Annotated in this window: 20 protein-coding genes and 1 tRNA gene; 20 read left to right on the top strand and 1 reads right to left on the bottom strand. The window is 71.5% G+C overall.

What is annotated here, in order from left to right; translation table 11 throughout:
* Window positions 1-147: 147 nt before the first annotated feature.
* Both ACZ3UD_RS07540 and ACZ3UD_RS07535 read left to right on the top strand, forming a co-directional pair.
* Window positions 148-1,065, top strand: a complete 918-nt coding sequence (locus ACZ3UD_RS07540; protein WP_465583388.1) for a carbohydrate kinase family protein — start codon at window positions 148-150, stop codon at window positions 1,063-1,065.
* 104 nt (window positions 1,066-1,169) lie between these two features.
* The gene (locus ACZ3UD_RS07535; protein ID WP_465583385.1) at window positions 1,170-2,156 is read left to right on the top strand and encodes a trypsin-like serine peptidase; all 987 of its coding nucleotides are present in this window, start codon (window positions 1,170-1,172) and stop codon (window positions 2,154-2,156) included.
* 167 nt (window positions 2,157-2,323) lie between these two features.
* On the opposite strand, the gene ACZ3UD_RS07530 is transcribed toward ACZ3UD_RS07535, so the two are convergent.
* Window positions 2,324-2,395, bottom strand: a tRNA-Arg gene (locus tag ACZ3UD_RS07530).
* Window positions 2,396-2,566: 171 nt separating this feature from the next.
* On the opposite strand from ACZ3UD_RS07530, the gene ACZ3UD_RS07525 reads away from it, so the two are divergent.
* From ACZ3UD_RS07525 to atpE, 18 genes are all read left to right on the top strand, one after another.
* The gene (locus ACZ3UD_RS07525) at window positions 2,567-2,986 is read left to right on the top strand and encodes a response regulator (protein ID WP_380611605.1); all 420 of its coding nucleotides are present in this window, start codon (window positions 2,567-2,569) and stop codon (window positions 2,984-2,986) included.
* 84 nt (window positions 2,987-3,070) lie between these two features.
* Window positions 3,071-4,732, top strand: a complete 1,662-nt coding sequence (argS, locus tag ACZ3UD_RS07520; protein ID WP_465583382.1) for an arginine--tRNA ligase — start codon at window positions 3,071-3,073, stop codon at window positions 4,730-4,732.
* A gap of 89 nt (window positions 4,733-4,821) precedes the next feature.
* A complete protein-coding gene (lysA, locus tag ACZ3UD_RS07515; protein WP_465583379.1) occupies window positions 4,822-6,213 on the top strand; it encodes a diaminopimelate decarboxylase in 1,392 nt (463 codons plus the stop codon).
* Between the two features lie 137 nt (window positions 6,214-6,350).
* On the top strand, window positions 6,351-7,643 hold the full coding sequence (locus ACZ3UD_RS07510; RefSeq protein ID WP_465583378.1) for a homoserine dehydrogenase: 1,293 nt from the start codon (window positions 6,351-6,353) through the stop codon (window positions 7,641-7,643).
* A 9-nt stretch (window positions 7,644-7,652) separates the two neighbouring features.
* Complete coding sequence (gene thrC, locus ACZ3UD_RS07505; protein ID WP_465583375.1) at window positions 7,653-8,750, top strand: threonine synthase; 1,098 nt, start codon at window positions 7,653-7,655, stop codon at window positions 8,748-8,750.
* Between the two features lie 368 nt (window positions 8,751-9,118).
* Window positions 9,119-10,057 carry a homoserine kinase gene (thrB, locus tag ACZ3UD_RS07500; RefSeq protein WP_465583372.1) on the top strand — a complete coding sequence of 313 codons (939 nt, stop codon included), beginning with the start codon at window positions 9,119-9,121 and terminating at the stop codon, window positions 10,055-10,057.
* A gap of 579 nt (window positions 10,058-10,636) precedes the next feature.
* Window positions 10,637-12,712: a transcription termination factor Rho gene (gene rho / locus ACZ3UD_RS07495; RefSeq protein WP_465583370.1), complete on the top strand. Its 2,076-nt coding sequence runs from the start codon at window positions 10,637-10,639 to the stop codon at window positions 12,710-12,712.
* 157 nt (window positions 12,713-12,869) lie between these two features.
* Window positions 12,870-14,006: an LCP family glycopolymer transferase gene (locus ACZ3UD_RS07490; protein WP_465583367.1), complete on the top strand. Its 1,137-nt coding sequence runs from the start codon at window positions 12,870-12,872 to the stop codon at window positions 14,004-14,006.
* Between the two features lie 146 nt (window positions 14,007-14,152).
* Window positions 14,153-14,374 carry a 50S ribosomal protein L31 gene (gene rpmE, locus ACZ3UD_RS07485; RefSeq protein ID WP_030235761.1) on the top strand — a complete coding sequence of 74 codons (222 nt, stop codon included), beginning with the start codon at window positions 14,153-14,155 and terminating at the stop codon, window positions 14,372-14,374.
* 142 nt (window positions 14,375-14,516) lie between these two features.
* Window positions 14,517-15,593 carry a peptide chain release factor 1 gene (gene prfA / locus ACZ3UD_RS07480; protein WP_465583363.1) on the top strand — a complete coding sequence of 359 codons (1,077 nt, stop codon included), beginning with the start codon at window positions 14,517-14,519 and terminating at the stop codon, window positions 15,591-15,593.
* A 63-nt stretch (window positions 15,594-15,656) separates the two neighbouring features.
* Window positions 15,657-16,523, top strand: coding sequence for a peptide chain release factor N(5)-glutamine methyltransferase (gene prmC, locus ACZ3UD_RS07475; protein ID WP_188302982.1), 867 nt, complete (start codon window positions 15,657-15,659; stop codon window positions 16,521-16,523).
* A gap of 160 nt (window positions 16,524-16,683) precedes the next feature.
* Window positions 16,684-17,331 (top strand): L-threonylcarbamoyladenylate synthase, encoded by a 648-nt coding sequence (locus tag ACZ3UD_RS07470; RefSeq protein WP_465583360.1) that lies wholly within the window; start codon window positions 16,684-16,686, stop codon window positions 17,329-17,331.
* The gene (locus ACZ3UD_RS07465) at window positions 17,328-18,005 is read left to right on the top strand and encodes an arsenate reductase/protein-tyrosine-phosphatase family protein (protein WP_465583357.1); all 678 of its coding nucleotides are present in this window, start codon (window positions 17,328-17,330) and stop codon (window positions 18,003-18,005) included. Before ACZ3UD_RS07470 ends, ACZ3UD_RS07465 begins: the two co-directional genes overlap by 4 nt.
* A 94-nt stretch (window positions 18,006-18,099) precedes the next feature.
* A complete protein-coding gene (locus tag ACZ3UD_RS07460; RefSeq protein WP_465583354.1) occupies window positions 18,100-19,380 on the top strand; it encodes a serine hydroxymethyltransferase in 1,281 nt (426 codons plus the stop codon).
* Between the two features lie 208 nt (window positions 19,381-19,588).
* A complete protein-coding gene (locus tag ACZ3UD_RS07455; protein WP_465583352.1) occupies window positions 19,589-20,866 on the top strand; it encodes an MraY family glycosyltransferase in 1,278 nt (425 codons plus the stop codon).
* A 335-nt stretch (window positions 20,867-21,201) separates the two neighbouring features.
* Window positions 21,202-21,645, top strand: a complete 444-nt coding sequence (locus ACZ3UD_RS07450; RefSeq protein ID WP_465583350.1) for a hypothetical protein — start codon at window positions 21,202-21,204, stop codon at window positions 21,643-21,645.
* A gap of 285 nt (window positions 21,646-21,930) precedes the next feature.
* The gene (atpB, locus tag ACZ3UD_RS07445; RefSeq protein WP_465583347.1) at window positions 21,931-22,743 is read left to right on the top strand and encodes a F0F1 ATP synthase subunit A; all 813 of its coding nucleotides are present in this window, start codon (window positions 21,931-21,933) and stop codon (window positions 22,741-22,743) included.
* A 91-nt stretch (window positions 22,744-22,834) separates the two neighbouring features.
* Complete coding sequence (gene atpE / locus ACZ3UD_RS07440; RefSeq protein WP_449819444.1) at window positions 22,835-23,074, top strand: ATP synthase F0 subunit C; 240 nt, start codon at window positions 22,835-22,837, stop codon at window positions 23,072-23,074.
* Window positions 23,075-23,077 lie beyond the last annotated feature (3 nt).

Here is a 23,077-nt window from a genome sequence, read left to right as displayed (position 1 = left end):
CGGGACTCGGTCGCGAGTCCCGGGGCCCTGGTCCGGACCGGTCCGACTGACGGCGATCCGATGGAAAGCTTGCAGCAAGGCCTTGCAGTCAACCTCCGGCGCCTGCTTGACTCCTGGCGACCGTCCAGGGACCAAGGAGGCGCCGCCATGCTGCCCGACACCACGCCGGCCGAGTTCGACCTGCTCGTCGTCGGCGGCGCCGGAGTGGACACCATCGTCCGGGTCGAACGGCTGGAGATCCCGCCCGGCGACTCCCGGTTCGTCGAGCCGGTGCGCGACTACGTCGGCCACACCGGCAACGGTGTCGCCCTCGGCGCCCACCGGCTCGGCCTGCGCACCGCCTTCCTGGACTTCCTCGGCGACGACCCGCAGGGCGACCTGGTCCGCGCCCACTACCGGCGCCACGGCCTGCACTTCGCGCACCTGGTGAGCCCGCACGGCACCCCGCGCGGAGTCAACCTGGTGGACGCGGCCGGCCGCCGGTTCTCCTTCTTCGACGGCCGCCACCCCGCCGACCTGCGGCTGCCGCGCGCGTTCCACCTCCCGTACGCCGAGCGCAGCCGGCACGTCCACCTCTCGATCACCGGCGTCAACCGGGACATGTACGGCGACCTCCACCGGCTCGGCCGCACCACCTCCACCGACCTGCACGACTGGGACGGCGTCGACCCGCACCACCGCGACTACGCCCTCAACTCCGACCTGGTGTTCCTCTCGGTGGCCGGCTGCCGTGGCCGGCACGAGCAGGTGATGCGCGCGATCCTCGCCGAGGGCCGGGCCACCGTGGTCACCGCCACCGCGGGCGCCGAGGGCTGCCACCTGCTCACCCGCGAGGACGGCGTCCCGCGCCATCTGCCCGCCGTCGACCCGGGCCGCCCGGTGGTCGACACCAACGGCGCCGGGGACGCCTTCGTCGCCGGCTTCCTGTACGCCTGGTTCCGCGGCCACCCGCCGCTGGACTGCGCCCGGGCCGGCTCGGCGGCCGGCGCCTTCGCCTGCACCACCGCCGGTACGCACACCGACTTCATCACCGCGACCGAACTCGATACCCTGCTGCTCCGGTGACCGATTTCTCATCGACCTCCAAGCCCGCGGTAACAACCTTTCCAGGCTGAGGCGGCATAGTCGTTGAGCGCACGCCGCCACCGACCAGGGCAGGAGAGACAGGCATGGGTCAGCACCGCCGCAAGAGGTCGCGCCGCCACCGTCTGCTCGCCCCCTCGCTGTTCACCGCGCTGTCCGCCGTCGTGGTAGCCGCGGTGGTGACCGGGACGCACGGGCTGGACCTGTCCGACGCGACGGCCGCCGGGAAGGCGGCCCGCAGCGTCCGGGCCGCCGCGCCGATGCCGACCGCCAGCCCGAGCGCCACCGCGGCCGATCCCGCCCCGCCCGCCCAGGCCTCGGCCAGCACGCCGAGCGACAGCCCGACCCCCGGCGCCGCGCCGACCCCCACCGACAGCCCCGCCGCCACCCCGACGGCCACCCCCGACACCCGCAGCGCCGCCCTCGGCACCACCGCCGTCGCCCCCGCCGACGACAAGGAGGCCTCCACCGTGGGCGCGCTGTTCAGCGGCTCGGTGGGGGCCGGCAACCACTTCTGCACCGCCAGCGTGCTGCACAGCGCGACCGGCAACCTGCTGCTGACCGCCGCGCACTGCATCACCAGCACCGACGGCGTGATCTTCGCCCCCGGCTACCGCGACGGCTCCGCCCCGTACGGGACCTGGCAGGTGACCGCGGTCCACACCGCCAGCGGCTGGTCCCAGAACGGCGACGTGGACGAGGACTTCGCGATCCTGGAGACCGCCCCCAGCAACGGCCGCAAGGTCGAGGACGTGGTCGGCGGCAACCGCCTGGGCGCCGGCGAGCCGTTCGGCGCCACCGTCCGCCTCTACGGCTACCCGGCCGACGCCGAGACGCCGAGCCTGTGCACCAACACGACCGCCCAGCAGAGCGCCTACCAGCGCGTCATCCAGTGCCCGTCCTACCCGGCCGGCACCAGCGGCGGCCCGTGGATCAACGCCGCCACCGGCGACGTGGTCGGCGCCATCGGCGGCTACCAGCAGGGCGGCGACAGCGACGACACCTCGTACAGTGCCTACTTCGACCACACCATCGCGGACCTGTACTCCCAGGCCGAGTCCGCCGCGTCCTGAGCGCCCGGCCGGCGCGGGGGAGCGGAACGGCCCGCGCCCCCGCCGGTGCCCGCGCACGAGGGTCCGACCCCGCCACCGCCGGTCCCCTCCCGGGCCCGGACATGACGAAGGCCCAGATCCGTGGATCAACTCCACTGATCTGGGCCTCAGTTGCACTTGCCGCGAAGTGCCCCCGGTAGGATTCGAACCTACGCACCCGCCTCCGGAGGGCGGTGCTCTATCCCCTGAGCTACGGGGGCCTGTTGGCCTGTCGGCCGCTTCCGCGTTCCGACGGAATGAACACTACCAGGCTTCGGCCGCGGTCCGTGCACGGGTTTCCGGAAAGATCGTCGGGCGGGCCCGGAGGGCGGAAGTGCCCAAAGGCCGGACGGGGCGGCGGGGCCGCCGATACCCTCGGTGAGGTGTCGGGAGTGTCCGGGCGGGTCCTCGTGGTGGACGACAGCGAGGTGATCCGCCAGCTGATCAGGGTCAACCTGGAGCTCGAAGGCTTCGAGGTGGTGACCGCCGCCGACGGCGCCGAGTGCCTGGAGGTGATCCGCCGGGTGAAGCCCGACGTGGTGACCCTGGACGTGATGATGCCCCGGCTGGACGGCCTGCGGACCGCGGCCCGGCTGCGGGCGACCCCGGACACCCGCCGGCTGCCGATCGCGATCGTGAGCGCCTGCACCCCGGCGGATCTGGACCTGGGGGAGACCGTCGGCGTGGACGGCTACCTCGGCAAGCCGTTCGACCCGGCCGACCTGGTGGCCCTGGTCCGGCGCCTGATGCGACTCACCGGGCAGCCCGAAGGGTTTCGCCCTGAGCGAACAGATCGCACGGATCGCGGCTGACGCCCCTGGCGGAACGGCGCGGCGGCGTCTCAACCGGTAAACCGAGTGGCGGGCGGACACCCCGTCTCGCCTACGCTTGGCGTCGTGACCCCCGCAGACCTTTCCCAGGCAATCCAGGCCGCAGTGAGCTCCGCCGTCGAGGCGGGCGAGCTGGCCGTCGCCGTGCCCGAGCACGTGACGGTCGAGCGGCCCAAGAACCGGGACCACGGCGACTACGCGACGAACGTGGCCCTCCAGCTCGCCAAGGCGGCCGGCAAGCCGCCGCGAGCCGTTGCCGAGGTTCTGGCCGAGCGCCTGCGAGGGATCACCGGCGTCGCCGAGGTCGACATCGCCGGTCCGGGCTTCCTGAACATCACCCTGGACACCGCCACCGCCGGTGCGCTGGCGCGCACCATCGTCGAGGCGGGCGAGGCCTTCGGCCGCAACGAGGCCCTCAAGGGCCTGAAGATCAACCTGGAGTTCGTCTCCGCCAACCCGACCGGCCCGATCCACATCGGCGGCGTCCGCTGGGCGGCCGTCGGCGACTCGCTGGCGCGCGTGCTGCGGGCCTCCGGTGCCGACGTCACCACCGAGTACTACCTCAACGACGCCGGCGTGCAGATCACCAAGTTCGCCGCCTCGCTGCAGGCCGCCGCGAACGGCCGCGAGGTGCCCGAGGGCGGCTACGTCGGCGAGTACATCGTCGACATCGCCAAGACGCTCACCGACGCGATCCCGGGCGTGCTCGACCTGCCCGAGGCCGAGCAGCTGCAGGTCTTCCGCACCGAGGGCCTCAAGCTCATGGTCGCCGAGATCAAGCGCTCGATGGACGAGTTCGGCACCCACTTCGACGTGTGGTTCTCGGAGAAGACGCTGCACGACTCCGGCGCCGTCGAGAAGGCCATCGACCGGCTGCGCGAGCAGGGCCACGTCTTCGAGCGGGACGGCGCGGTCTTCCTGCGCACCACCGACTTCGGCGACGACAAGGACCGCGTCCTGATCAAGGCCGACGGCGACAAGACCTACTTCGCCGCCGACGCCGCCTACTACCTGTCCAAGCGGGACCGCGGCGCCGAGGTCGCGCTGTACATGCTGGGTGCCGACCACCACGGTTACGTCAACCGCCTCAAGGCCATCTCGGCCTGCGCGGGCGACGACATGAACCGCAACATCGAGGTGAAGATCGGCCAGTTCGTGAAGATGCTTCGCGACGGCGAAGAGGTCCGCATGTCCAAGCGGGCCGGCAACATCATCACGATCGACGACGTGGTCGAGTGGATCGGCGTGGACGCCGCCCGCTACACCCTGGCGCGCTCCTCCACGGACTCGACGATCACGCTGGACATCAACCTGCTGACCAGCCAGTCCAACGAGAACCCGGTCTTCTACGTCCAGTACGCCCACACCCGGATGTGCGGCGTGGCGCGCAAGGCCGCCGAGCTGGGCGTGGACAAGGGCACGGCCGAGCAGTTCAAACCCGAACTGCTCGCCACCGAGTGGGAGAACGACATCCTCGGCGCTCTCGGCGAGTTCCCGCGCATCCTCGCCACCGCCGGCGAGCTGCGCGAGCCGCACCGGGTCGCGCGCTACCTGGAGGACCTCGCGGGCAAGTACCACCGCCTGTACGAGAACTGCATGTTCCTGCCGAAGGGCGACGAGGAGCTCTCCGACACGCACCGTGCCCGGCTCTGGCTGGTCGAGGCCACGCGCACGGTCATGGCCAACGGCCTCACGCTCCTGGGCGTGACGGCGCCCGAGCGGATGTAGGCACCACCCCCAAGCGCACAGCGGGGGCGGCTGACGGTCAACGGGGACCGTCGCCGCCCCTCGCCATAGGTCTCGAAGGACAGACGAGCATGAGCCGTTCCGCACACCCCGCAGGCCCCCGCCACGGCGACGTGCTGCCCGAGGGCCACTACCAGGCCCCGCCGGCCGACCTGAACGCGCTGGACCCCAAGGTCTGGTCGCGCACCGTCGCCCGCGACGCCGAGGGCGTGGCCACCGTCGGCGGGATCGACGTCAAGCAGCTGGCGGCCGAGTTCGGCACCCCGGCCTACGTGCTGGACGAGGAGGACTTCCGGACCCGGGCCCGCGCCTGGCGGGACGCCTTCGGCTCCGACGCGGACGTCTACTACGCCGGAAAGGCCTTCCTCTCCAAGGCGATCGTGCGCTGGCTGCACGAGGAGGACCTCAATCTCGACGTGTGCAGCGTCGGCGAGCTGGCGGTGGCGCTGGCCGCCGGGATGCCGCCGGAGCGGATCGCGCTGCACGGCAACAACAAGTCGGTGGACGAGCTCGAACACGCGGTGAAGAGCGGTGTCGGGCACATCGTGGTCGACTCCTACGAGGAGATCGAGCGCCTCGCCGCGATCGCCGCCCGCCACGGCGTGCGCCAGCAGGTGCTGATCCGGATCACCGTCGGCGTCGAGGCGCACACCCACGAGTTCATCGCCACGGCGCACGAGGACCAGAAGTTCGGCCTGTCCCTGAACGGGGGAGCGGCCGCCGAGGCGGTGCGCCGGGTGCTCGGCCGCGACAGCCTGGAGCTGCGCGGCATCCACTCGCACATCGGCTCGCAGATCTTCGACACGGCCGGCTTCGAGGTGGCCGCCCGCCGGGTGGTCGGCCTGCTGGCGCAGATCCGCGACGAGCACGGCGTCGAGCTGCCCGAGATCGACCTCGGCGGCGGCCTCGGCATCGCGTACACCAGCGAGGACGACCCGCGCGAGCCGGCCGAGATCGCGGCCGCGCTGGCCGACATCGTCCGCCGCGAGTGCGCCGCCGCGAACCTCGACACCCCCCGGCTGAGCGTGGAGCCGGGCCGGGCGATCGTCGGCCCGACCGCGTTCACCCTGTACGAGGTCGGCACGGTCAAGCCGCTGGAGGGCCTGCGGACCTACGTCAGCGTGGACGGCGGGATGTCCGACAACATCCGCACCGCGCTGTACGACGCCGAGTACTCGGTGGCCCTGGTGTCGCGCACCAGCGAGGCCGAGCCGATGCTGGTCCGGGTGGTCGGCAAGCACTGCGAGTCCGGCGACATCGTGGTGCGGGACGCCTTCCTGCCGGCCGACCTGACCCCGGGCGACCTGATCGCGGTGCCTGCCACCGGCGCCTACTGCCGCTCGATGGCGAGCAACTACAACCACGCCCTGAGGCCCCCCGTGGTCGCCGTCAAGGACGGTGCGGCCCGGGTGATCGTCCGGCGCGAGACGGAGGAGGATCTCCTGCGCCTGGATATCGGATGACGAAATTCTCGTCTCAGATCATGGAACGACCGTAGATCCGTGCGGAAAGTCCCCGAGACTGGTACGGACCGAAGTTCCCGGCGGCCCCGAAAACCCGCCGGAAATACCGAAGCACGATGAATGCAGAGCGGAGTCGGATGATGCGTACGCGCCCGCTGAAGGTGGCGTTGCTGGGTTGTGGTGTGGTGGGCTCCGAGGTGGCGCGCATCATGACGACGACGGCCGACGACCTCGCCGCTCGCATCGGTGCCCCGGTCGAGCTCGCCGGGATCGCGGTCCGCCGGGCCGGCCGGGTCCGCCCCGGGGTGCCCGAGCACCTGATCACCACCGACGCCGAGGCCCTGGTCAACCGGGGCGACATCGACGTGGTGGTCGAGGTGGTGGGCGGCATCGAGCCGTCCAAATCGCTGATCCTGTCCGCCTTCGAGCAGGGCGCCTCGGTGGTCAGCGCCAACAAGGCGCTGCTCGCCAGGGACGGCACCGAGCTGCACGCCGCGGCCGCCGAGGCCGGGGTGGACCTGTACTACGAGGCCGCGGTGGCGGGCGCGATCCCGCTGCTGCGCCCGCTGCGCGAGTCCCTCGCGGGGGACAAGGTCAACCGGGTGCTGGGGATCGTCAACGGCACCACCAACTTCATCCTCGACAAGATGGACACCACCGGCGCCGGCTACTCGGAGGCGCTGGAGGAGGCCACCGCGCTCGGCTACGCCGAGGCCGACCCGACGGCCGACGTCGAGGGCTTCGACGCCGCCGCCAAGGCCGCGATCCTGGCCGGCATCGCCTTCCACACCAAGGTCACCGCGGCGGACGTCTACCGCGAGGGCATCACCGAGGTGACCGCCGCCGACATCGCCTCCGCCAAGGAGATGGGCTGCGTGGTCAAGCTGCTCGCGATCTGCGAGCGGGCGGCCCACGGCGAGTCCGTCACCGCGCGGGTCCACCCGGCGATGATCCCGCTGTCGCACCCGCTGGCCTCGGTCCGCGAGGCGTACAACGCGGTGTTCGTCGAGGCCGAGGCGGCCGGCCGGCTGATGTTCTACGGCCCGGGCGCGGGCGGCTCGCCGACCGCCTCCGCGGTGCTCGGCGACCTGGTCGCGGTCTGCCGCAACAAGCTGGCCGGCGCCCCCGGTCCCGGTGACTCCGTGTACACCCGGCTGCCGGCCAAACCGATGGACGAGGTGGTCACCCGCTACCACGTCAGCCTGGACGTCGACGACCGCGCGGGCGTGCTCGCCCAGGTCGCGTCCGTGTTCGCCGAGCACGGCGTGTCCATCGACACCGTGCGCCAGCAGGGCCGCGACGGCGACGCCTCGCTCGTCGTGGTCACCCACCGTGCCACCGACGCCGCGCTGTCGGCGACGGTCGACAAGCTCCGCGCGCTGGACAGCGTGCGGGACGTGGCCAGCATCATGAGGGTCGAAGGGGAGTAAGGAACGATGATGAGCGGCGTTGCCGAGAACGCGGCCAGAAGCACCCACACCCACCAGTGGCGCGGGCTGATCGAGGAGTACCGGGACCGCCTGCCGGTCACCGCGGCCACCCCGGTGGTCACCCTGCTGGAGGGCGGTACGCCCCTGGTCCCCGCCCAGGTGCTCTCCGAGCGCACCGGCTGCGAGGTCTACCTCAAGGTCGAGGGCGCCAACCCGACCGGCTCCTTCAAGGACCGCGGGATGACGATGGCCATCTCCAAGGCCAAGGAGGAGGGCGCGCAGGCGGTCATCTGCGCGTCCACCGGCAACACCTCGGCCTCCGCCGCCGCGTACGCGGTGCGGGCCGGGATGGTCTCCGCCGTGCTCGTCCCGCAAGGCAAGATCGCCCTCGGCAAGATGGGCCAGGCGCTGGTGCACGGCGCCAGGATCCTGCAGGTCGACGGGAACTTCGACGACTGCCTGACCCTGGCGCGCGAACTGTCCGAGAAGTACCCGGTTGCCCTGGTCAACTCGGTGAACCCGGCGCGGATCGAGGGCCAGAAGACGGCGGCCTTCGAGATCGTCGACATGCTCGGCGACGCCCCGGACATCCACGTCCTGCCGGTCGGCAACGCGGGCAACATCACCGCGTACTGGAAGGGCTACCGCGAGTACGCGACCGACGGGATGTCCTCGCGCACCCCGCGGATGTGGGGCTTCCAGGCCTCCGGATCGGCCCCGATCGTGGACGGCGCACCCGTCCTCAAGCCGCAGACGATCGCGACCGCGATCCGGATCGGCAACCCGGCCTCCTGGGACCACGCGCTCGCCGCCCGGGACGAGTCCGGCGGCCTCATCGACAAGGTGACGGACCGTCAGATCCTCGCCGCCTACCGGCTGTTGGCCGCGCAGGAGGGCGTCTTTGTGGAGCCCGCCTCGGCCGCCTCGGTGGCCGGTCTGCTGGCGAAGGCGGAGGCCGGCCTGGTCGACCCGGGCCAGCGGATCGTCTGCACCGTGACCGGCAACGGCCTCAAGGACCCGGACTGGGCGGTGGCCGGCGCGCCGCAGCCGCAGATCGTCCCGGTCGACCCGGAGGCCGCGGCCCAGCGGCTCGGACTGCTCGACTGACAACGGGGCCTGACGCTTCGACGGGCCGGCCCTTTCGGGGGTCGGCCCGTCAAAGCTCTCCACTGACTCTTTTGTGTCAATTCCGTATCGCATTCCGATCCGATTCCGCCCCTCTCTTTGACGGAGAGGGGTGCGCATTCCGGCCAGAACCGGCAACACACCAGATCGAAGGCCCGCGGGGTGTACCACTGGGGAACCTCTCTTCGATACTCTGGCTTCGGCCGTGTGGCACATGCCCCGGGCCCGTCCTGGTACGGGTCGCGCCGACGACTGTGGCCGCCCGCCCCGTGGGGCCCTCGGCCCTTTTCCCACCCCTGCACCGACGACGCGCTCCGCGCTCGCCCGATTTCCCCAGGAGAGTCCACCGTATGGCCGGTCCTGCGTTCCGTGCCGCCGCCGTCCGGGTCCGGGTTCCCGCGACCAGCGCCAACCTCGGTCCGGGCTTCGATGCCTTCGGACTCGCGCTGGGTCTGTACGACGACGTGGTCGTCCGGGTCGCCGACTCGGGCCTGACCGTCGACATCGCCGGCGAGGGCGCCGAGACGCTGCCCCGGGACGAGCGCCACCTGCTGATCCGCTCGATGCGGGCCGCCTTCGACCGGCTCGGCGGCCAGCCGCGCGGCCTCGAAGTGGTCTGCGCCAACCGGATACCGCACGGCCGCGGCCTGGGCTCCTCCTCGGCCGCCATCTGCGCCGGCATCGTGGCCGCCCGGGCCGTCACCATCGGCGGCCCGTCCGCGCTGGACGACGACGCGCTGCTGGCCCTCGCCTCCGAGCTGGAGGGCCACCCGGACAACGTCGCGGCCTGCCTGCGCGGCAACTTCACCATCGCCTGGACCGACGAGGAGTCGGCCAAGGCGGTCGCCATGGAGCCCTCGGAGCAGGTCGTCCCGGTGGTGTTCGTCCCGGCCGCCGAGGTGCTCACCGAGACCGCCCGAGGCCTGCTGCCGAAGACCGTCCCGCTGGCCGACGCCGCCGTCAACGCCGGCCGCTCCGCGCTCATGGTGGAGGCGCTGACCAGGCGGCCCGAGCTGCTGCTCGCGGCCACCGAGGACCGGCTGCACCAGGACTACCGCGCCACCGCCATGCCGGACAGCGCCGCACTGGTCGGCGCACTGCGCGCGGAAGGCGTCCCCGCGGTCATCTCCGGGGCGGGGCCGACCGTGCTGGCGCTCACCGACGAGGCGGGCGTCGACAAGGTGCTCTCCTTCGCCGGCCACCACGGCCACGGCGGGGACCCGGCGTTCGCCGCACACCGGCTCGGCGTCGACCGGACCGGGGCCACCGTGCTCCCGCTGGACGTCTGAGCAGCCACGTCGGGCCCGGCGTCGAGCCGGGCCGTCCGGACACGATTGGCAGGCCCGAGGTCGGGGAATGTCTGAGGGGGTCGGTAGTGTTAATCTCATTGCTGCACCATGTGCCCTCCGGGGCTCGGTGCGCCGCGTCCCGATCCCAGCACTCCACGGCCGTGGAGTCGTGGCGATGTCCGGGGCGACGATTCTCCGGGAGCCCACCGCAGCGCGTACGCAGCCTGCCTGCGCGACATGCGGCCGCATCCCGAAGCCGTGACGGCACCTGACTCCCACCCGCGGCCTCCAACCTCGAGGCCAGGACGGGCGGAGCGCGGGTCACCGTCACGCGACGGGGGCCCGGGATTCGCAGGCAGCGTGGGGGCAACGCCCTCAGGGGAGGTCGACACACGACCGGCCCACGCGCCACCTCAGCACCACCGTGCTTCATGCACCGCACCTCGCAGCTCTCCCTCGACGGGCTCCCGCCATTCGAGGGATCACCGCCTCGGACCGACGCAGTCGAGCGTTGGTCAGGACAGCACAACCGGTCGCCGAGCCAGACAGGCCGACGTCCGCTCCAGGGAAGGACCCTTAGTGAGCGACTCCACCGATCTGATGGGCGCGCGCCCGGACGCCGAGGCGTCGGACGCAGCCGCCGCCCCCGCTGCCCCGGCACGCCGCCGCCGCAGTGCCGCCGCGGGCCTGGACGGTATGGTCCTCGCCGAGCTGCAGAAGCTCGCCGCGGACCTGGGCATCACCGGTACCGGACGCATGCGCAAGAGCCAGCTGATCGAGACCATCAAGGAGAAGAGCGGCGGGGACCCGCTGCTCGCCGCCGGTGGCGCCCCGGCCGCCAAGCGCACCGCCGCCAAGGCGGACGCCGAGGCCCCGGCCGAGAAGCCGGCCCGTCGCAGCAAGGCCGTGGCCGCCGCCGAGGCGCCGGCCGCCGAGCCGCAGGCCCAGATCGAGATCCCGGTCCAGGCCGCCGCCGAGACCGCCGCGCCCGCCCGTACCGAGCGCACCCGCCGCCGGGCCACCGCCGCCGCCGGTGCCCCGACCGCGCCGGTCGCCGCCGAGGCCGCCGCCGAGGCCGCCACCGTCGCGGTGGCCGAGCCCAAGCAGGCCGAGCGTCCGGCCGAGACCCGCGGCTTCGAGGGCCGCGAGGACGGTCGCGAGACCCGTCGCGACCGCCGCGAGCGCCGTGACCGCCGCGAGGGCGGCGAGCGCACCGAGCGTCAGGACGCCGGCGAGGCCCAGGCCGGACAGGACGGCGAGTCGCGCGAGTCGCGCCGCGACCGCCGCAACCGCCGCGAGCGCGCCGACCGCCAGACCCAGCAGGGTCAGCAGCAGGGCCAGGCCGACCAGCAGACCCGCCAGCAGGCTCAGCAGCAGCCGCAGGTCCAGCAGGGCGGCTACGACGACGACGAGTTCGGCGAGGGCCGCCGGGGCCGTCGCGGCCGGTACCGCGACCGCCGTGGCCGTCGCGGCCGCGAGGGCTTCGAGACCGGCACCGTCGAGCCGCAGATCGGCGAGGACGACGTCCTGATCCCGGTCGCGGGCATCCTCGACATCCTCGACAACTACGCGTTCGTGCGGACCTCCGGCTACCTGCCGGGCCAGAACGACGTCTACGTCTCGCTCGCCCAGGTCCGCAAGAACGGCCTGCGCAAGGGTGACGCCATCACCGGTGCGGTGCGCCAGCCGCGCGAGGGCGAGCGCCGCGAGAAGTTCAACGCCATGGTGCGGCTGGACTCCGTCAACGGCATGGACCCGGAGACCGGCCGCGGCCGCCCCGAGTTCAACAAGCTCACCCCGCTCTACCCGCAGGAGCGGCTGCGCCTGGAGAGCGACCCGGGCGTGCTGACCACCCGGATCATCGACCTCGTGTCGCCGATCGGCAAGGGCCAGCGCGGTCTGATCGTCGCGCCGCCGAAGACCGGCAAGACCATGGTGCTGCAGGCGGTCGCCAACGCGATCACCCACAACAACCCCGAGTGCCACCTGATGGTCGTCCTGGTCGACGAGCGTCCGGAGGAGGTCACCGACATGCAGCGGTCGGTGAAGGGCGAGGTCATCTCCTCGACCTTCGACCGCCCGGCCGAGGACCACACCACCGTCGCCGAGCTGGCCATCGAGCGCGCCAAGCGCCTGGTGGAGCTGGGCCACGACGTGGTCATCCTGCTGGACTCGATCACCCGCCTGGGCCGCGCCTACAACCTGGCGGCGCCGGCCTCCGGCCGCATCCTGTCCGGTGGTGTCGACTCGACCGCGCTGTACCCGCCGAAGAAGTTCTTCGGTGCCGCGCGCAACATCGAGAACGGCGGCTCGCTGACCATCCTGGCCACCGCGCTGGTCGAGACCGGCTCGCGCATGGACGAGGTGATCTTCGAGGAGTTCAAGGGCACCGGCAACATGGAGCTCAAGCTCGACCGCAAGCTCTCGGACAAGCGCATCTTCCCGGCCGTCGACGTGGACGCCTCCAGCACCCGCAAGGAGGAGATCCTGCTCGGCAGCGAGGAGTTGGCCATCGTCTGGAAGCTGCGCCGGGTGCTGCACGCGCTCGACTCGCAGCAGGCGATCGAGCTGCTCCTGGACAAGATGAAGCAGACCAAGAGCAACGCCGAGTTCCTGATGCAGATCGCCAAGACCACCCCCGGCTCCGGCGACTGACCGCGGCCGCACGGCTGTCGAAGCACGGAACCCCGGATCGCGCGAGCGGTCCGGGGTTCCGTGCTTCGGCACGCCGACCAGCGGGTCGGCGGCTTTGTTCCAGAGTTGGGACAACTTGGGGCTATTCGATCATCTTGTCCGTTTTACTCTGGTCCGTATGGCCGAGCACAAGAGGGTCCCGGGTCGCCGCCGCAAGGTCCTGCGGGTGGCCGCCTGCGCGTCCGCCGCACTCGTCGTCCTCGGTGGCGGGGCGGCCGGGTACGCGTACCTGAAGCTCAACGGCAACATCAAGAGCGTCGACATCGACGGCCGCCTCGGTGACGCCCGCCCCCCGGCGGCCACCGACGGCTCCTTCAACATCCTGGTGCTGGGCTCCGACTCCCGGGCCGGCGAGAACGGCGACCTGGCCGGCGGGGGCACCGGCGACACCGCCCGCTCCGACACCGCGATGGTGGTGCACGTCAGCCAGGACCACGCGCGGGCCTCCGTCGTCTCCGTCCCGCGCGACACCCTGGTCGACCGCCCGGACTGCACCGACGCGAACGGCAAGGCCGTCCCGGCCGCCAGGCGCGCGATGTACAACAGCGCCTTCGAGGCCGGCGGCGCGGCCTGCGCGGTGAAGACCACCGAGCAGCTCACCGGGCTGCGGATGGACCACTACCTGCAGGTCGACTTCGCCGGCTTCGCCCGGGTCGTGGACGCGATAGGCGGGGCCACCGTGTCCACCACGGTGGCCATCCACGACAAGGACAGCGGGCTCGACCTGCCGGCCGGCGAGCACCACCTCGACGGGCAGCAGGCGCTGGCCTTCGTCCGCACCCGGCACGGCGTCGGCGACGGCAGCGACCTCGGCCGGATCGAACTGCAGAAGCAGCTGGTCAAGTCGTTGCTCCAGCAGGCCGGCGGGATCGGGCTGTTCTCCAACCCGGTCAAGCTGTGGTCGATCGGCGACACCATGACCAAGAGCGTCACCACCGACTCCGCGCTGGGCTCGGTGAACTCCCTGGTGGGGCTGGTCCAGGAGCTCAAGGGGATCGGTCCGGACCAGCTGACCATGGTCACCCTGCCGGTCGAGACCGCCCCCGGCGACCCCAACCGGGTGGTCCCGCAGCAGCCGCAGGCCCAGCAGCTCTGGACGGCGCTCAAGGCCGACCGGCCCGTCCCGCAGGCGGTCGTCTCGGCCCAGCCGCAGAACCCCGCCCAGGCGGCCCCCACGGCCTCCCCGACGGCCTCCGCGACGGCTGTCCCGACGGCCGTCCCGAAGCCCGCCGCGACGGCCACGGCACGACGCTGACGGCATCCGGACGGCGCCCGGAATATCCCGGAACAAGCCCCCGTTTTGGAAGGTGCGGCCGGTCTGGCAGACTGGTCCGTCGGTCCCGGTTCACGAGCGGCACTCAGCCGCCGACCCGGTGCCCTCCCGAAACCTAGGAGAACCCCTTGAAGTCCAACGTTCACCCGGAGTACGTGGTCACCCGCGTGACCTGCACCTGCGGCGCCGAGTTCACCACCCGCTCGACCGAGACCAGCGGCGAGATCCGCGCCGAGGTCTGCTCGCAGTGCCACCCGTTCTACACCGGCAAGCAGAAGATCCTCGACACCGGTGGCCGCGTGGCCCGCTTCGAGGCCCGCTTCGGCAAGCAGCACAGCGCGAAGGCCTAGCGCTCCCTCGGCGCCGGTTCCCGGCGCCCCCGTACTCGTTCCGGGGGCGCTGGGGACCGGCGCCGTTCGCTTCCCCCACGCGTTCCGCACGCCCCGCGTCCACCACCTCGCACGTTCCTAGCCCCGGGAAGAAGGCCACCCCATGTTCGAGGCAGTCGAAGAGCTCCTCGTCGAGCACGCCGACCTCGAAAAGAGGCTGGCCGACCCGTCCGTCCACTCCGACCAGGCGAACGCCCGCAAGCTGGCCAAGCGGTACGCCGAGCTGACCCCGATCACCCGGGTCTACCGGGAGTGGCGGCAGGCCGGCGAGGACATCGAGGCCGCGCGCGAACTCGCGGCCGAAGACCCGGAGTTCATCTCCGAGGTGAAGGACTCCGAGCAGCGTCGCGACGAACTGACCGAGGAGCTGCGGCTGCTGCTGGTGCCGCGCGACCCGAGCGACGACAAGGACGTCATCCTGGAGATCAAGGCGGGCGAGGGCGGCGAGGAGTCCGCGCTGTTCGCCGGCGACCTGCTCCGGATGTACCTGCGCTACGCGGAGCGGATCGGCTGGAAGACCGAGGTCATCGACTCCAACGAGTCCGACCTCGGCGGCTACAAGGACGTCTCGGTGGCCGTCAAGACCAAGGGCAACACCGAGCCCGGCCAGGGCGTCTGGGCCCGGCTGAAGTACGAGGGCGGCGTGCACCGCGTGCAGCGCGTCCCCGCCACCGAGTCCCAGGGCCGCATCCACACCTCCGCGGCGGGCGTGCTGGTCACCCCCGAGGCCGAGGAGGTCGAGGTCGAGATCCACGCCAACGACCTGCGCATCGACGTCTACCGCTCCTCCGGCCCCGGCGGCCAGTCGGTCAACACCACCGACTCCGCGGTCCGGATCACCCACCTGCCGACCGGTATCGTGGCGTCCTGCCAGAACGAGAAGAGCCAGCTGCAGAACAAGGAGCAGGCGATGCGCATCCTGCGTTCGCGGCTGCTGGCCGCCGCGCAGGAGGAGGCCGAGCGCGAGGCCTCGGACGCGCGTCGCAGCCAGGTCCGTACGGTGGACCGCTCCGAGCGGATCCGGACGTACAACTACCCCGAGAACCGCATCTCGGACCACCGCACGGGGTTCAAGGCGTACAACCTGGACCAGGTCCTGGACGGCGACCTGAACGCGGTGATCCAGTCCTGCGTCGACAAGGACGCGGCGGCCAAGCTCGCCGCGGCCCAAGAGAACTGAGACCGGCGCGCCCCAGCCCGACGCAAGCCTGAAGCCGGAGCGCAGAAACAAGAGGTCGTACGGATGAACCTGCTGCTCGCCGAGGTGGCCCAGGCCACCCAGCGGTTGGCCGCGGCCGGCGTGCCGTCGCCGCGCTTCGACGCGGAGGAACTCGCCGCCTACGTCCACAACGTCAAGCGCAGCCAGCTGCACACGGTGAAGGACGCCGACTTCGACGCCCGCTACTGGGAGGCGGTCTCGCGCCGCGAGGCGCGCGAGCCGCTCCAGCACATCACCGGGCGGGCGTTCTTCCGCTACCTCGAACTGGAGGTCGGCCCCGGGGTGTTCGTGCCCCGGCCGGAGACCGAGACGGTCGTCGAGTGGGCGATAGACGCGGTGCGCGACATGGACGTCGCCGAGCCGCTGGTGGTCGACCTGTGCTCCGGCTCCGGCGCCATCGCGCTCGCCCTGGCCCAGGAGCTGCCGCGCTCGACCGTGCACGCCTTCGAACTCGACGAGGGCGCGCTGGAGTACACCCGGCGCAACATCGAGGCCAGCCCGGACCGCGCGCGGGTCACCCTGCACGCCGGGGACGCCACCAAGGCCTTCGAGGACGACCGCTCCTGGGACGGCCGCTTCGACCTGGTCATCTCCAACCCGCCGTACATCCCGCTCACCGAGTGGGAGTACGTCGCGCCGGAGGCCCGCGACCACGACCCGCAGATGTCGCTGTTCTCGGGCGAGGACGGCCTGGACACCATCCGCGGCATCGAGCGGGTGGCCGCACGGCTGCTGCGCCCGGGCGGCGCGGTGGTGATCGAGCACGCCGACCAGCAGGGCGGCCAGGTGCCGTGGATCTTCAACGAGGAACGCGGCTGGACGGACACCGCCGACCACCGCGACCTGAACAACCGGCCGCGCTTCACGACCGCCCGAAGGGTCGGGTCGTGAACATCGAACGCAGCACGACCGCCCGAAGGGTCGGGTCGTGAACATCGAACGCAGCACGACCGCCCGAAGGGTCGGGTCGTGAACATCGAACGCAGCACGACCGCTCGTAAATCCGCGCTGTGAACACCGTGATGAGCCATTCCGGAAGGGGACCGCACCGATGAGCCGCCGCTACGACTGTTCCGACGCCGGGGACCGCGCCACCGGCCTGCGCGAGGCCGCCTCGGCCATCCGCCGCGGCGAACTCGTCGTGCTGCCCACCGACACCCTGTACGGGGTCGGCGCGGACGCCTTCTCCCCGGAGGCCGTCGGCGACCTGCTGGCCGCCAAGGGCCGCGGCCGCAACATGCCCTCGCCCGTCCTGGTCGGCTCGCCGACCACCCTGCACGGTCTGGTCACCGACTTCTCCGAGCAGGCCTGGGAGCTGGTCGACGCCTTCTGGCCCGGCGGGCTCACCCTGGTCGCCCGGCACCAGCCCTCGCTGCGCTGGGACCTCGGCGAGACCCGCGGCACCGTCGCGGTCCGGATGCCGCTGCACCCGGTCGCCATCGAGCTGCTGAACAACACCGGCCCGCTGGCCGTCTCCAGCGCCAACAAGACCGGCGGGCCGTCCCCGGCGACCTGCGACGAGGCGCAGGCCCAGCTCGGCGACGCGATCTCGGTCTACCTGGACGGCGGCCAGGCCGATCACGCCACCGCCTCGTCCATCGTCGACGTCACCGGCAAGGTGCCGGTCCTGCTGCGGGCCGGCGCGATCAGCATCGAGCAGCTGAGGGAGGTCGTCCCCGACCTGGAGGCCGGAAGTTGACACCCACCGCCTCGCTCCATGACGGGCCCGGCATAGCGCCGTACCTGGCCGTGGGCCCCAGGCCGCTGGACCACTTCCGGATCCTGTTCGTCTGTACCGGGAACATCTGCCGCTCGCCGATCGCCGAGCGGCTCACCCGGCGTGAGCTGGACACCCGGCTCAGCCCCCGGGTGGCCGGCCGCATGCTGGTGGAGAGCGCCGGCACCTGGGGCCACGTGGGCGCGCCGATGGAGGACCACGCCGCGACCGTGCTCGACGAGTACGGCGCCGACAGCGGCGGCTTCACCGGCCGCGAGCTGCTCGACGAGCACGTGGTGGAGGCCGACCTGGTGCTCACCGCGACCCTGGACCACCGCGCCCAGGTGATCTCGATGGGCCACGAGGCGGGGCTGCGCACCTTCACGCTGAAGGAGTTCACCCGCCTGGTGCGGACGATCGACCCGGGCACCCTGCCCGACCCCCGCCGTGGCGCCGACGTCACCGAGCGGGCCCGCGCGCTGGTGCGGGCGGCCGCCGCGCTGCGTGGCTGGCTGCTGGCCGCCACCCCGGAGTCGGACGAGCTGGAGGACCCGTACGGGGCTCCGATCGGCATGTTCCGCAACTGCGGCGAGGAGATATTCCACGCGGTCGAGCCGGTGGTCACCGCGCTCACCGGCATTTCCGCGCCGCGCTGAGCCCTGGCTCCGAACGGCCCCGCGTCGCCGCGCCGGGTGGCGCAGGCGGTCCTACTCTGAGTAGACCGTCCATGCCGCGCCTGGGAGCCCTGCCATGACCGTCACCGATGCCGCTGCCGGCTCGACCGCGACGAGGGGGCGCCCGTGGGCGTCCGAGGCGCTGCACCGGGCGGATCCGCAGATCGCCGACCTGCTGGCCGCCGAGGCCGAGCGGCGGGCCGAGACCATCCAGCTGCTGGCGGGGGAGAACCTGACCAGCCCCGCCGTCCTCGCGGCGCTGACCGGGCCGCTGATCGACAAGTACGCCGAGGGCTATCCGGGCCGCCGGCACCACACCGGCTGCGCGCTGGCGGACGCCGCGGAGCTGCTGGCGATCGACCGGGCCCGTGAACTGTTCGCCGCCCCGCACGCCAACGTCCAGCCCCGGTCCGCGACTTCGGGGATGCTGGCGGCCTACGCGGCGCTGCTGCGGCCCGGTGACGGGGTGCTGGCGATGTCGCTGGAGCACGGCGGCCACCTCAGCTGCGGCTCGCGGGCGAACTTCTCCGGCCGCTGGTTCGCCTTCACCGGCTACGGCGTGCGCGAGAGCGACGGCCTGATCGACCTCGACCAGGTGCGCGACCTGGCCCGGCTGCACCGCCCCAAGGCCATCGTGGCGGGCTCGATCTCCTACCCCCGGCACCCGGACTGGGCGGCCTTCCGGGAGATCGCCGACGAGGTGGACGCCTACCTGATCGCCTCCGCCGCGCAGACCACCGGCCTCATCGCCGCCGGGGAGGCGCCCTCCCCGGTGCCGTACGCCGACGTCACGGTGGCGGCCACCCACAAGCTGCTGCGCGGCCCGCGCGGGGGCCTGCTGCTGTCCACCGCGGAGCTGGCCGAGCGGGTGGACCGGGCGGTGTTCCCGTTCAGCCAGGGCGGTGCGGCGATGAACGAGGTAGCCGGCAAGGCGGTCGCCCTCGCGGAGGCCGCGAAGCCCGCCTACCGGGCCTACGCGCGGCGGGCGGTGGCCGGGGCGCGGGCACTGGCCGCGGGGCTCGCAGAGGCCGGAATGCGCCCCCTGACGGGCGGTACCGACACCCACCTGGTGACCGCCGACGTGAGCCCGCTCGGGGTGACCGGCGCGGAGGCCGAGCGGCGCTGCGCGGCGGCCGGGCTGCTGCTCGGCAAGTGCGCGCTGCCGTACGACCCGGCGCCGCCCGCCGAGGCCTCCGGGATCAGGCTGGGCACGGGCACGGTGACCAGCCAGGGGATGGGCGAGGCGGAGCTGTCCGACATCGCCGGGCTGATCGCGCGACTGCTCGCCGGGGAGGCGGCCGCGCCGGTCGCGCGGCGGGTCCGGGAGCTGGCGGCGGTCTTCGCGGAACCCCGCTGAAGGCCTGAGCGGGCGACGGCGGGCGAACCGACCAAGAGGTGTCGTCCACGGGTATCCGGTTTCTCCTACCCGGGAAGGCGAACCGCGATGCACATCATGGGCGTCCGACTCAATAAGGTGTGTGCCGTGGCGACGCACCTCGAACCCCGGGAAGGCAGGGGAGTACCTTCGGTACCTCCCCGTTCGACAGTGATGCAGGAGGCCAGTGGTGCGTGAGTATCTGCTGGTGCTGTTCTGCACCGCCGCCGTCACCTACCTGCTGACCGGCCCGGTCCGGAAGTTCGCCATCGCGGCCGGCGCGATGCCCCCGGTCCGCGCCCGTGACGTGCACCGCGAGCCCACCCCGCGCCTCGGCGGGATCGCCATGTTCGGCGGGCTGTGCGCGGGCATCCTGGTCGCCTCGCAGCTGGACAACCTGAGCAAGGTGTTCTCCCAGGGCAGCGACATCCGCGCGCTGCTGTCCGGCGCCGGGATCATGTGGCTGCTGGGCGTGCTCGACGACAAGTGGGGCGTGGACGCGCTGGTGAAGCTCGGCGGTCAGATGATCGCCGCCGGTGTGATGGTCTGGCAGGGCGTCACGGTGATCACCCTGCCGGTGCCCGGGGTGGGCGCGGTCGCGGTGAGCCCGACCCAGGGCATGGTCATCTCGGTCACCCTGGTCGTCGTCATGGTCAACGCGGTGAACTTCATCGACGGTCTGGACGGCCTGGCCGGCGGCATGGTCTGCATCGCCGCGATGGCGTTCTTCCTGTACAGCTACCGGCTCTGGTACGGCTACGCGATCACCGACGCGGCCCCCGCCGTGCTGTTCAGCGTGCTGCTGATCGGCATGTGCCTGGGCTTCCTGGCGCACAACATGCACCCCGCGCGGATCTTCATGGGCGACTCCGGCTCGATGATGCTGGGTCTGATGCTGGCCGTCGCCGCGATCTCGATCACCGGCCGGGTCGACCCGGACCTGATCAACAACGAGACCGGCTCGCAGACCGCCACCGTGCACGCCCTGGTGCCGATCTACATCCCGCTGCTGCTGCCGCTGACGGTCATCGCGCTGCCGCTGGCCGACCTGCTGCTCGCGGTGGTGCGTCGCACCTGGGCCGGTCAGTCCCCGTTCGCCGCCGACAAGCGCCACCTGCACCACCGACTGCTCCAGGTCGGGCATTCGCACAGCCGTGCCGTACTGATCATGTACTTCTGGGCCGCGCTGATCGCCTTCGGCACGGTGGCGTTCTCGGTGACCAACACCGGCCGCACCGTGGTGCTGACCCTCGCCGGGCTCTGCCTGGTCGGCCTGGTAGTGCTGCTGACCCCGCGGTTCCGGCCGCGCGCCCCGCGGGCGGTGCAGTCCTTCGTCCCGCCTCGGTACCGGCGGCAGTCCTCCGCTCCGATGGCTGAACTGTCGGCGAAGGACAAACAACTTCTGGGTGAAGCCAGCCGCGGCTCCTCCGCACCCTCAGGCCACGACAAGGCCACCGGCCGTCGCTAGTGGGAGAGTTGACGTTCCGTCAAATAGCCTCACCCATGCGGTGGATTCGTTGCGCCGCCGGTGTGACAGGAGCCACACGTTCATGGTAAAGCTCTCATCAAATAGTTTGTGATACCGTTCACGAGTACCGAGAACACGCCGAAAGACCTGACAGGTGGAGGACTTCCGTCCCTGGTCGGTCTCCCTCGACGGGCCCGCCGCTTTCGCGGGCGGCCCGGCGGCGGCCCGCTCGGTCCGGTGCCACCACCACCGTTGTGCCTGTCACCACCGTTGTGCCTGTCACCACCGTCTGTGCCCGTCCCCCGCCACATCGACATGCCGCCGGAGCTGCCGACATGCCGTCCACCGACGCCCGGATCCTCCGAGGCGCCGCGATTCCCACTGCGGTCGCCGGGATCATCGCCATGGCGATCTCGTTCGCCGTCGCCGGTGGGAAGGGGCTGCTCGGCGCCCTCATCGGCGCACTGCTCGTGATGGCCTTCTTCAGCTTCGGCCAGTTCGCGCTGGACCGGCTGACCAGGTCGAACCCGCAGCTCATGATGGCCGCGGCGCTCCTGGTGTACACCACTCAGATCCTGCTGGTCGGCATCGTCCTGGCGGTGTTCAAGAACACCGAGCTCTTCAACCGGCAGGCCTTCGCCTTCACCCTGCTCGGCTGCGCCCTGATCTGGACGGGCTTCCAGGTGCGCGGCGCGCTCAAGGCCAAGACCTTCTACGTCGACCCCGACGCCTCGGAAAACAAGGGTGACAAGCCCTCCGGCAAGGGTCGTCAACAGTGACGAGGCCCAACTGTCCCCCCAACGAGGGGGGCGGTGTTTATGCCGCACTGACGGGCTGCTATCGTCCGTCGCAACAACGGAGTACGGGAAGAGGCCAGGTCTGTCCGGACAGTGGACGGATCGCCCCCCGGATCCGCGCAGTCTTCGATGATCTCGCTGTGGTGCAGCGCACTGCCGCGCGGGATCGGCGAGAAACCCATCAAGTTCCAGTGCCGCTCCGTGGTCGCAGGCCACGCCGACACACCGAGGTTGCCGTAATCATGCGTCACGACGAAGGAGTCCGTGGTGAGTGCTGAACTCACGCCCCTCGCCTCAGGCAGTTGCCACTTCGGGGACGCTGGCTGCGGCTTCCCGGCCCCGGGTCTGAACGAGTTCCAGTTCAAGCCGATCTTCTCGGTCGGCGGCATCGACTTCAACAAGCCGATGCTGCTGTCGATCCTCGTCGCGCTGCTGGTGGTCGTCTTCTTCTGGGCCGCCTTCGCCAAGCCGCGCCTGGTGCCGGGCAAGCTGCAGCTGGTCGGTGAGATCGGCTACGACTTCGTCAAGCGCTCCATCGTGATGGAGACGATCGGCAAGAAGGGCGAGAAGTACGTCCCGATGCTGGTCTCGATGTTCTTCTTCATCTGGTTGATGAACATCATGTCGATCATCCCGTTCGCGCAGTTCCCCGTGACGGCGGCGATCGCGTTCCCGGCCGGCCTCGCGGCCGTCGTGTGGATCACCTACATGACGCTGACCTTCAAGAAGCACGGCTTCGTCGGCGGTCTGAAGAACCTCTGCTGGCCCTCGGGCATCCCCGGCTGGGTCATGTTCATCCTGGTGCCGATCGAGTTCTTCTCGAACATCTTCGTGCGCCCCTTCACGCTCGCGGTCCGAGCCTTCGCGAACATGTTCGCCGGCCACCTGCTGATCGTGATGTTCTCCATCGCCTCCTGGTACCTGCTCAGCCCGACCCTGGGCGCGCTGTACGGCTCGGCCTCCTTCATCGTGGCCGTCGCGCTGACCGCCTTCGAGCTGCTGGTCCAGTTCCTGCAGGCCTACATCTTCGTGATGCTGGCCAGCAGCTACATCGCCGGTGCCCTGGAAGAGGCGCACTGAGCCAGGGGCCCTCGGCCCCACCTGAACCACCTCCCGGATCGCCCGGTGGCCAATCACCACCGGTTCACCACCCCTGCAAAGGACAACGTCAATGAGCAGCATCCTCGCCGAGGGCAACGTCTACGGTTCCGTCGCCTCCATCGGCTACGGCCTCGCCGCGATCGGCCCCGGCATCGGCGTCGGTCTGATCTTCGGCAACGGTGTCCAGGCCATGGCCCGTCAGCCCGAGGCTGCCGGTCTCATCCGTTCCAACATGTTCATCGGCTTCGCGCTGACCGAGGCGCTCGCCCTCATCGGCATCGTCATGCCGTTCGTCTTCGGCAACAAGTAATCC

The organism is Kitasatospora sp. NPDC023118 (assembly GCF_055560875.1).
Note: the sequence above shows the minus strand (reverse complement) of the source record. Positions and strands in the feature narration are given on the sequence as shown.